The sequence below is a fragment of the Limosilactobacillus panis DSM 6035 genome, assembly GCF_001435935.1.
GTDB lineage: Bacteria > Bacillota > Bacilli > Lactobacillales > Lactobacillaceae > Limosilactobacillus > Limosilactobacillus panis.
Genome location: NZ_AZGM01000150.1, coordinates 43,458 through 49,576 on the forward strand (window position 1 = coordinate 43,458; position 6,119 = coordinate 49,576).

Consider the following 6,119-nt stretch of genomic DNA (forward strand, 5'->3'; position numbering starts at 1 on the left):
ATGACACTAACAAACGAGCAACTTATTCAAATCCGTCGCCATCTCCACCAGATTCCGGAGTTGGCCCTTCATGAGACCCAGACCCACGAGTACCTCCTTTCCGTAATCAAGGGCTTTAACCAACAGTTCCTCGAAATTCGGGAGACGCCAGAACTACCGACCGCCTTGTTTGTCCGTGTTCAGGGGAGTAACCCCCAACGGACAATTGGTTACCGGACAGACATTGACGCTTTACCGGTGGAGGAAAAGACGGGACTACCATTCAAGTCCCAGCACCCGGGTGTTATGCACGCCTGTGGTCATGATATCCACATGACGGTCGCCCTTGGTGTGCTAAACTACTTTGCCGAAAACCAGCCCAAGGACAATTTACTCTTCTTCTTCCAACCGGCAGAAGAGAGTGATTACGGTGGTAAGCGGGCTTACGAAGCGGGGCTGTTTTCCGGTAAGTGGCGCCCGGACGAGTTTTATGGCCTTCATGACAATCCGGATCTTCCCGCCGGGGCAATTGGCTGCCGGATGGGAACGCTATTTGCGGGGACCACAGAAGTTAACATTGATTTGAAAGGGAAGGGCGGGCACGCAGCCTACCCTCAAGACGCCAATGATACGGTTGTTGCGGCCGCGGCGTTAATAATGCAGGTGCAGACGGTTATTTCCCGGAGTATTGACCCCATTCATAGCGGCGTTATTACCCTGGGCAAAATTCGCGGGGGCAGTATTCGCAATGTAATCGCTGGCCATACCCGGATAGAAGGAACCATTCGCGGCCTAACGCAGAAGATGATCGAAAAAATTGATGGTCGCCTTCAGGATATCTGTGAAGGAATCGGGCGCTCCTTTAACATGGATGTTAGGCTGGGACTCAACCAGGGTGGCTACTGGCCAGTTGAAAACAACCCGCAGTTAACGAAGTTCTTTATTGACTACATGCAAAAAGCCCCCGATGTCAACTTTATCGAAACAGCGCCGGCAATGACCGGCGAAGACTTTGGCTTCCTGTTGGCGAAGTTTCCGGGAACAATGTTCTGGCTTGGCGTCGATGATGATTCGCAGCTCCACTCAGCGACCTTAACACCCGATGAGGCGGCAATTAAACGGGGCGTTGATGCAATCATTGGCTTTATGAATGCGCGGATGGCAAAGTAATGGAGGAATTAAAATGAAATTAGCAGATGCAGATCTCTTAACAGCAATTGTCACCCCCTTCGATGATAAGGGGCAGATTGACTTCGCAAGCTTGAAAAAGTTAACAAATTACCTCATTGACCAGGGGAGTAACGGTTTTGTAATCGGTGGGACCACCGGTGAGACCCCGACGCTAAGTCATGATGAGAAAATCAACCTTTACCAAGAATTTGGTAAAATCGTTGGTGGTCGGGTTCCGGTAATTGCCGGGACAGGGAGCAACAACACCGCCGAAACGATTGCCTTTACCAATGAGGTTGCAAAGATTCCGGGGATTGACTATGCCCTGGTAGTTGTTCCCCCATACAATAAGCCTAACCAGCGGGGGATGATTGCCCACTTTATTGCGGTTGCGGACCAGGTGAAGATGCCAATTGTGATGTACAACATCCCTGGTCGAACAGGGGTTAAGATGGCGGCAGAAACAATCATTAAACTTTCTGCACATCCAAACATTGCAGCCGTTAAACAGTGTGCTTCCCTGGAGGAACTTGAAGAAATTGTTGAAGAATGCGACAAGGACTTTGCCGTCTTCACTGGTGAAGATGCGCAGGCTTTGACCGCCCGTGTTCTCGGGGCTAACGGGGTCATCTCGGTTGCTAGCCACAGCTACGCTCCTCAGATGCGGGCAATGTATGACGCCCTCTACAAGGGTGATTACCAGGCCGCTGGAAAGCTGCAACGGTGGCTTACCCCAAAGATGGCGGCACTGTTCATGTACCCGTCACCATCACCGGTTAAGGCGCTCCTCAATGCTCAGGGCTTCAGCACGGGAAGCTGCCGCTTACCGATATTGCCACTCAACGATGACGAGAAGAAGGCCCTGGCAAAAGCCCTCGACTTGCCGAGCGATAAGTTATTAAATAAGCAGTTACCATTGAACTTGGGGGAATAATAAGATGAAAAAAGTTTTAATTGCCGGTGCTGCCGGAGCAATGGGCCAAAAAGCCGTTGCCTTGGTAAACGGGATGGATGATGTTGAATTGACAGCCGTCCTGGCCCCGCACATGGCCGATGACCAGCGCGCTAAGTTCCAGCTTGGCCCGGACGTGAAAATCTACCACTCATTAGATGAGATTCCAGAGGGCGCTGCCGATATCTGGGTTGACTTTACGATTCCAGCAGTCGTGTACGACAACGTTAAGTTTGCCATTGATCACGGCTTTGCACCGGTCGTGGGGACCACCGGGTTGACGGATGACCAGGAGGATGAGTTAATTAAGACCAGTGCCGCTCGTCACCAAGGGGGACTGATTGCTCCTAACTTTGGGATGTCAGCGGTCCTGTTGATGAAGTTTGCTAAGGAGGCTGCGCAGTACTTCCCGGATGTTGAAATTATTGAGATGCACCATGCCGACAAGAAGGACGCCCCATCGGGCACGGCCCTGAGCACCGCCAAGCTGATTGACCAGGTGCGGCCAGCACACGAGAGCAGTCCCGATGAGGTCAGCACCCTGGACAATGTTCGCGGTGGTGACTACCACGGAATTAAGATTCACTCAGTTCGCCTACCAGGCTATGTTGCCCACGAACAAGTCCTCTTTGGGGGTGCGGGTGAAGCACTAACGATTCGGCAAGATTCTTTTGATCGCCAGTCGTTCATGAGTGGGGTCAAAGTTGCCTTAGAAAAGGTGCTGGACCTTGGCGAGTTAGTATTCGGACTAGAGAATATTTTATAGGAAGTGACAAGATGCCGACCTTACCAAGTGAAATGAAAACAATTGTTAACCACCGGGTTGCTGCCCTTCCACCGGCACAGATTCGGGCCTTTGACGACGAAATATCTGCGATTCCAGGGATCGTCAAGTTAACCCTCGGCGAACCGGACTTTAATGTTCCTGACCATGTCAAGCAAGCTGCGGTACGGAGTATTGAGGAGAATGATTCCCATTATTCCGCCAGTCGGGGAACAATGGCCCTGCGAAAAGCAATTAGTAAGTACCTGCAGCAGACCCGCCAGGTTAACTATGATCCCGCTGTAGAACTGATCGTGACGGTGGGGGCCACGGAGGCAATCACGGCTACGACATTTGCCTTGCTCAACCCTGGCGATAAGGTGATCATCCCGACGCCAATCTTCTCGCTTTACTTTCCCAGTGTTGCCTTGACAGGGGCGGAACCGGTCTCGGTAAATACCGTTAACGATAACTTCCTATTAACGGCTGATCGCCTGGAAGCAGAAGTTAAAAAGGGGGGTGCTGCGGTCAAGGCCGTAATTCTCAACTACCCCAATAATCCTACCGGTCGTTGCTACTCCAAGGAGGAGCTAACGGCACTGGTGGCGGTTATCAAGAAGCACCACCTACTTGCGATTGTGGATGAGATATACAGTGAACTGATTTACGACCAACCCTTTACCTCGTTAGCCAGTTTACTGCCTGATCAGACGATCCTGATCGATGGCCTTTCAAAATCGCACGCGATGACTGGCTACCGCTTAGGTTACGTCGCAGCACCGGGCGATGTTATCAACCAGATTTCAAAGATGCATTCCTTTATGGTTACTGCGGCTAACGATACCGCCCAGGCTGCAGCTCTGGAGGCCTTGACGAACGGTTCGGCAGACCCAGTTGCCTTTCGTTCCCACTATCAAAAGCGGCGGGATAAGTTAGCAAGTGCTTTGCAGAAGATGGGCTTCTCTTTTGCGGTTCCAGACGGTGCCTTTTACCTGTTTGCAAAGGTTCCTGAAAGATTTGGCAGTGATGACTTTGCCTTTGCGCGTCGGTTAGCACACGAGGCCAAGGTCGGTGTAATTCCCGGCAGTGCTTTTGGTGCTGGCGGAGAAGGGCATGTTCGTCTTTCTTACGCGGCCGCTGATTCAAGCATTGATCAGGCAATTGAACGTTTAACCGCCTTTATGGAGAAAAATTAGTTTGAAATTAGGCTGCCTGGTTACCTTAACGGTGCTGGACAGCCCTTTCCTTCATTCCGACCAACCAGGTGTTCGCTATACCAATTATAAAAATAATGGTAAAATTAGGAGCATGAGAGCGCATTCTTGACGGAGCGCTGTGTTTATTATGATGTTGTATAATTTTTGAGAAGGTGTTTATTCAGTATGACTAAGAAACATTACCAGAGTCACCACTTACGGCATGCCGTAACGGGAACCTTGAGTGCGTTTGGTTTCTTGGCAATTACGTCGCAGCTTGCCTCAGCAAGTCAAATTACAGTTAAACCAGGTGACACTGTTTGGGGGATTGCCCAACAGCACCAACTGACGGTCCAGTCAATTGACCAGGCCAACCCAAACACGATTAAGAAGATCAGCAATACCGTTGACCTGATTCAGGTGGGGCAAAAGCTAACCTTACCGGATGGCCAGACTACCCAAACGGCGGCGCGTCCACAGGTAGGAACCTACACCGTTAGCAACGGTGATACGCTGAATAGTATTGCCCAGCATTTCAATGTGAGTGTCAACCAAATCGTTGCCTGGAATAATCTGACAACGCCACATATTTATGTTGGTCAGCAATTGACGGTTAACGGGGCTAACCAAGCAGTAACTAACAACGCCACAGTGGTAACCACTAGTCCGGTTAGTGCAGCTCCGGTTGTATCAACCCAGTCACAAGCGGCTAATACAAGTACGACTAGTCAGGTTAGCCAAGCAGTCACTAGCCAGGCTAGTGTTCAGTCATCGGCTAACACCACTAACCAGACTAACGTTCAGCCAGCATCCACTGCAACTATGGCGGGGAGTGAAACTGCGCAGACGACTGAAGTCTTGGCAGCAGCGACACCGAACAATTCTGCTCGTGTTCAGCAACTAGCAGCGCCATCTGCTGCCAATGCAGCTCAAACAGCTAGTGATGAATCAGCAACAGTGGCGAATACGGTTACGACGCAAGCAATTGCTAGTCAAACGGTTACTAGTCAAGCCGCTCAGCCAAGCCAACAACCAGTTAGTGCTGCTCCCGTTAGCCAATAACCGGCACCGGTTGCTTCATCAGCAGTTGCAGGGCAAAGTCAGGCTACTTCAGCAAGCTCAGCTGCACAGTCAACTGCTTCGGCCGCTCCTGTTAACTCTAGTCAGCCCCAACAGCCTGCCAGTCAGGCAGCAGCACAACAACCAGCTGCCAATAATCAGGCCACTTCAACGACTGACCTGCAGTCTGGCTCTGTTGTCAGCTTAGCAGTCAAGATCGCTAACTCTAACAGCGTTCCATATGTCTGGGGCGGTAATTCACTTAGTGGGATGGATTGTTCTGGGTTTGTGGACTATGTATACGCTCACGCTGAAAATAAACAGTTGCCACATAATTCGGTTGCACTGGAAAGTTGTGTTAACCAGCATGCGGTCAGCCAGGCCCAACCAGGCGACATCCTCTTCTGGGGCCAACACGGTAGTACTTACCACGTTGCAATTTATACTGGTAACAACCAGTACGCAGCGGCGGCCCAACCGTGAACAAACGTATCGGTTTATACTTTGAGCCCTTACTTTGCACCTAGTTTTGCGGGGACAGTGAAATAATTAGAATTTTACCATCATAAAGTAACCAAGATGTAATCACCACAGGGGTTAACTTTTGGTCAGTTTCATGATATCTTGTCAGTATGCAATTATTGAAATTGCTTTAAATATTTACCATTTACAAGGGGTGTTTAAAGTGAGCAATAAGAATGAGATTGAAACTGATTTGCGCCGGGCAGAGGACCAACTGGCAAGCCTTTGCCGGTCAGAAAACGTAACTGATGCCAGCGATGGGCAGACGGTTACGATTCAGCCAACTTGTGGCGATAAAATGCAAAAATTACGGGATGAATGTAGCCAATTGCGGATAATTCTCGAGGCAATGGAAGCTTCTGAAGATTAGCTTGATTGCGATAATTCCCATTTTATAAAAAAGGGGCTGTGACATAAGTCCAAAATAATTAATGGAGTTAGATGAAATTTTCGGATTTCATTTAACTCCATTTTCCTT

The 6,119-nt window shown here is 49.9% G+C and carries 7 protein-coding genes; all 7 read left to right on the forward strand.

Going from position 1 to position 6,119, the window contains the following annotated elements; translation table 11 throughout:
- The 7 genes from FD32_RS09650 (at position 1) to FD32_RS09675 (ending at position 6,011) form a co-directional block, all read left to right on the forward strand.
- Positions 1-1,149, forward strand: coding sequence for an N-acetyldiaminopimelate deacetylase (locus FD32_RS09650; RefSeq protein ID WP_047767527.1), 1,149 nt, complete (start codon positions 1-3; stop codon positions 1,147-1,149).
- Between the two features lie 13 nt (positions 1,150-1,162).
- Entirely contained in the window at positions 1,163-2,083 is a 921-nt protein-coding gene (gene dapA, locus FD32_RS09655; protein ID WP_047767529.1) for a 4-hydroxy-tetrahydrodipicolinate synthase, read from the forward strand.
- A 4-nt stretch (positions 2,084-2,087) separates the two neighbouring features.
- Entirely contained in the window at positions 2,088-2,867 is a 780-nt protein-coding gene (dapB, locus tag FD32_RS09660; RefSeq protein ID WP_047767531.1) for a 4-hydroxy-tetrahydrodipicolinate reductase, read from the forward strand.
- Positions 2,868-2,878: 11 nt separating this feature from the next.
- Positions 2,879-4,060: an aminotransferase class I/II-fold pyridoxal phosphate-dependent enzyme gene (locus FD32_RS09665; RefSeq protein ID WP_047767532.1), complete on the forward strand. Its 1,182-nt coding sequence runs from the start codon at positions 2,879-2,881 to the stop codon at positions 4,058-4,060.
- A 186-nt stretch (positions 4,061-4,246) separates the two neighbouring features.
- Complete coding sequence (locus FD32_RS10375; RefSeq protein WP_235803803.1) at positions 4,247-5,122, forward strand: LysM peptidoglycan-binding domain-containing protein; 876 nt, start codon at positions 4,247-4,249, stop codon at positions 5,120-5,122.
- 213 nt (positions 5,123-5,335) lie between these two features.
- On the forward strand, positions 5,336-5,602 hold the full coding sequence (locus FD32_RS10380; protein WP_268872424.1) for a C40 family peptidase: 267 nt from the start codon (positions 5,336-5,338) through the stop codon (positions 5,600-5,602).
- A gap of 202 nt (positions 5,603-5,804) precedes the next feature.
- Positions 5,805-6,011 (forward strand): hypothetical protein, encoded by a 207-nt coding sequence (locus FD32_RS09675; protein ID WP_047767534.1) that lies wholly within the window; start codon positions 5,805-5,807, stop codon positions 6,009-6,011.
- The last annotated feature ends 108 nt before the right edge of the window (positions 6,012-6,119 follow it).